The organism is Pseudomonas sp. AGC41, from assembly GCF_057334555.1.
Map to the genome: position 1 here is coordinate 26658 of NZ_JBHFJB010000045.1, position 3674 is coordinate 30331.

At 63.2% G+C, this 3674-nt stretch carries 4 protein-coding genes; 1 reads left to right on the top strand and 3 read right to left on the bottom strand.

What is annotated here, in order from left to right:
* Positions 1–40: 40 nt before the first annotated feature.
* The 3 genes from ACE04F_RS08760 to ACE04F_RS08770 form a co-directional block, all read right to left on the bottom strand.
* The gene (locus ACE04F_RS08760; protein WP_486105928.1) at positions 41–1012 is read right to left on the bottom strand and encodes a thymidylate synthase; all 972 of its coding nucleotides are present in this window, start codon (positions 1010–1012) and stop codon (positions 41–43) included.
* A 49-nt stretch (positions 1013–1061) separates the two neighbouring features.
* Positions 1062–1871 (bottom strand): prolipoprotein diacylglyceryl transferase, encoded by an 810-nt coding sequence (gene lgt, locus ACE04F_RS08765; protein WP_434570407.1) that lies wholly within the window; start codon positions 1869–1871, stop codon positions 1062–1064.
* Between the two features lie 68 nt (positions 1872–1939).
* Complete coding sequence (locus tag ACE04F_RS08770) at positions 1940–2722, bottom strand: sulfite exporter TauE/SafE family protein (protein WP_486105931.1); 783 nt, start codon at positions 2720–2722, stop codon at positions 1940–1942.
* Positions 2723–2869: 147 nt separating this feature from the next.
* Here ACE04F_RS08770 and ACE04F_RS08775 point away from each other — a divergent pair, with 147 nt between their 5' ends.
* Positions 2870–3616: an NRDE family protein gene (locus tag ACE04F_RS08775; RefSeq protein ID WP_486105933.1), complete on the top strand. Its 747-nt coding sequence runs from the start codon at positions 2870–2872 to the stop codon at positions 3614–3616.
* Positions 3617–3674: the final 58 nt, after the last annotated feature.

Below are 3674 nucleotides of genomic sequence, written 5' to 3' on the forward strand. Positions count from 1 at the left end.
CCCCCCCCCCCCCCCCCCCACAGGGGAGATGTGGTGTTTTCTAGACCGCCATCGGCGCGGTCATTGGCGCATGGTGCTGGTAGCCTTCGAGGGAGAAGTCGCTCGGTTCGACCTGCTCCAGCCACTCGGGCTGGTACACGCCGGTCTTGGCGAACTCCGGCACGCGCTCGGAAATCACCAGTCTGGGCATCGGGAACGGCTCGCGCGTGAGCTGTTCATTGAGCATGTCCAAATGGTTTTCGTAGACGTGGGCATCGCCGATGAAATAGGTGAACCAGCGCGGCGTATAACCGGTCAGACGACCAATCAGGCTTAGCAGTGCGGCGCCTTCGGTGAGGTTGAACGGCGTGCCCAGGCCCAGGTCGTTGGAGCGGATGTAGAGGGTCAGAGAGATTTCCCGGGTCTCGACATTCGGGTGGAACTGGTACAGCAGGTGGCACGGTGGCAGGGCCATTTCGTCGAGCTGGGCGCAGTTCCAGCCGTGGAACAGGATGCGCCTGCTGCCCGGGTCCTGGATGATGGTGTCGACGCACTGGCGAACCTGATCGATGGCCTTGTACAGCACCACGTAGGCCTGACCGTTTTCTTCGCCTTCGGCGATCTGCCGGTAGCCCTGGGCCAGCGTCTGCTCGATGGCGGCCGGGTTGCTCAGCGGGATCTGCTTGTAGGCCGGCCACTTGCGCCACTGCACGCCGTAGATCTCGCCCAGGTCGTCTTCGCCCTGGCGGAACGGGTTGGCCAGCCATTGCGCATTTTCGTTGGCGTTCTGGTCCCAGACCTTGCAGCCCAGGGCACGGAATTCGGCGGCATTGTTCACGCCACGCAAGAAACCGCACATCTCGCCGATCGCCGATTTGAAGGCCATCTTGCGCGTGGTGATGGCGGGAAAGCCTTCCTTCAGGTCATAGCGCAGCATCGCGCCAGGGAAACTGATGGTGTTCACGCCGGTGCGGTTGGCTTGCTTGGTGCCGTTCTTGATGACATGCGCCACCAGGTCGAGATATTGCTTCATGAGGTACCTGTGTCCTTGAACCCGGGGCCAGCGCCCCGGGGTCCGAATTTTAAACCTTGGCCGCCGCAGCCGGTGCACGGTTGTAGGCCAGCCAGATCAGCGCCAGGCCACCGATAATCATCGGCAGGCATAGCACCTGGCCCATGGTCAGCCAGTTCCACGCCAGATAGCCGAGCTGGGCGTCCGGCACGCGGACGAACTCGACGATGAAACGGAAGATCCCGTAGAACAGCGCAAACATGCCCGACACCGCCATGGTCGGCCGCGGCTTGCGCGAGAACAGCCAGAGGATCAGGAACAGTGCTACGCCTTCCAGGGCGAACTGATAGAGCTGCGACGGGTGGCGCGGCAGCTGCGCCGGGTCGCTGAACGGCGGGAAGACCATGGCCCACGGCACGTCCGTCGGCTTGCCCCACAACTCGGCGTTGATGAAATTGCCGATGCGCCCGGCGCCCAGGCCGATCGGCACCATCGGTGCGACGAAGTCCATCAGTTCGAAAAACGACTTGTTGTTGCGCTTGCCGAACCACAGCGCCGCCAGCATCACGCCGATGAAGCCCCCGTGGAACGACATGCCGCCCTTCCAGACTTCAAAGATCAGCGTCGGGTTGGCCAGGTAGGCGCTCAGGTCGTAGAACAGTACATAACCCAGGCGTCCGCCAACGATCACGCCCATGGACAGCCAGAACACCAGGTCCGAAAGCTTCTCTTTGTTCCAGGTCGGGTCAAACCGATTGAGCCGGCGCGAGGCCAGCCACCAGGCACCACCGATACCGATCAGGTACATGAGGCCGTACCAGTGGATTTTCAGCGGGCCGATGGCCAGGGCAACCGGATCGATCTGCGGGTAAGGCAGCATTGATATTCCTCGTGAACGTCAAAAATACCCGGGCGAAGCTGCCACCTCGGGATTAAGCCAGGATTGCGTCAGAGCAGGAAACTCAAGCCCACGCTGAACAACAAGGCGGCGAACAGCCGCTTGAGCAAGCGCGGCGACAGGCGATGAGCCAGTCGCGCGCCGAAACGGGCGAAGATCATGCTCGTCAGGGCGATGCCCAGCAGTGCCGGCAAATACACAAAACCGAGACTATGGGGCGGCAACAGCGGATCCTGCCACCCCAGAATCATGAAACTTAACGCACTGACCAGGGCGATGGGCAGCCCGCAGGCCGACGAAGTCGCCACCGCCTGTTGCATCGGCACGCTGCGCCAGGTCAGGAACGGTACGGTCAGCGAACCGCCGCCGATACCGAAAATCGCCGAGGCCCAGCCGACAACCGTGCCGGCCAAGCCCAATCCGACCTTGCCCGGCACGGTACGGCTGGCCTTCGGCTTGAAATCCAGCGCCAGTTGCAGGGCAACGAGCATGGCGAATACGCCGATGATCTTTTGCAGGTGCGGGCCGGAAATCGCTTCGGCGGTAACGGCGCCAAAACCGGCGCCGATCAGGATCCCGACGGTCATCCAGGTAAAGATCTGCCAGCGCACCGCGCCTTTGCGGTGATGCTCGCGTACGGCATTCACCGAGGTAAAGATGATCGATGCCAGGGACGTACCGACAGCCAGGTGCGTCAACACCTGCGGGTCGAAACCCTGCAAGGTGAAACTGAACACCAGCACCGGGACGATGATCATCCCGCCGCCGACGCCGAACAGCCCGGCGAGTACACCGGCACAGGCGCCGAGCAGCAGATAGAGCAGAAATTCCACCAGCGTCGCCTCGACCATCGCAAACTAGAGCGGCATGGTAACGGATCGAGGGGCCTGGGCTCCACTGAAGGCGATGGATGCGTTGGTGATGTGTGGGTAAAGTAGGCACCACGAAAGCGGAGCTCGGATTTTTAACAGGACAACCTGATGTGCCTGATCGTATTTGCCTGGCGGCCCGGCCACGCCCAGCCGCTGATCGTGGCGGCCAACCGCGACGAGTTCTATGCGCGCCCGACGCTGCCACTGGCGCAGTGGCCTGACGCGCCGCACGTGCATGCCGGCCGCGACCTGGAAGCCGGTGGCACCTGGCTCGGGGTCGGCGCCGATGGCCGCTTTGCCGCACTGACCAACATCCGCGATCCGGGGCAGCTACCGGCGTTCAAGTCTCGCGGCGAGCTGGTGGCGCGGTTCCTGACCGGGAATCTGTCGATCATCGATTATCTGAGCGAAGTCGTACCGCGCGCCGGCGAGTACGGTGGCTTCAACCTGTTATTGGGCGACGGTGCTGAACTGTGGCACTACAACGCACGCGATACACGCCCGCAGTCGTTGGCCGAAGGGATCTACGGCTTGTCCAATGCCGGGTTGAACACGCCCTGGCCGAAATTGCTCAAGGCCCGGGCGGCGTTGAGTGAGGTGCTGCATGACCCGCAACCCGAGGCGTTGCTGGCGCTGTTGAACGATCCGCAACCGGCCCCGGTGGCCGAGCTGCCGGACACCGGTGTGGGACTGTCCACGGAAATGCTGCTGTCGAGCGTGTTCATTGCCAGCCCGGCCTACGGGACGCGGGCGAGCACAGCGCTGATCGTCCATGCTGACGGGACGCGGCAGATGGTCGAGCGCAGTTTCGGGCCGCATGGGGGGCATTTGGGGGAGGTGGAGTTGCTCGTTTAACGCCGACGAAAACCCCGTGGGGGGGGGGGGGGGGGGGGGCTGGGCTACGAAGTAGCCC

Bases quoted from the DNA above. Each gene is read 5' to 3' on its own strand.
- lgt (WP_434570407.1), bottom strand. From the start codon at position 1,871: ATGCTGCCTTACCCGCAGATCGATCCGGTTGCCCTGGCCATCGGCCCG.
- ACE04F_RS08775 (WP_486105933.1), top strand. From the start codon at position 2,870: ATGTGCCTGATCGTATTTGCCTGGCGGCCCGGCCACGCCCAGCCGCTG.
- ACE04F_RS08760 (WP_486105928.1), bottom strand. From the start codon at position 1,012: ATGAAGCAATATCTCGACCTGGTGGCGCATGTCATCAAGAACGGCACC.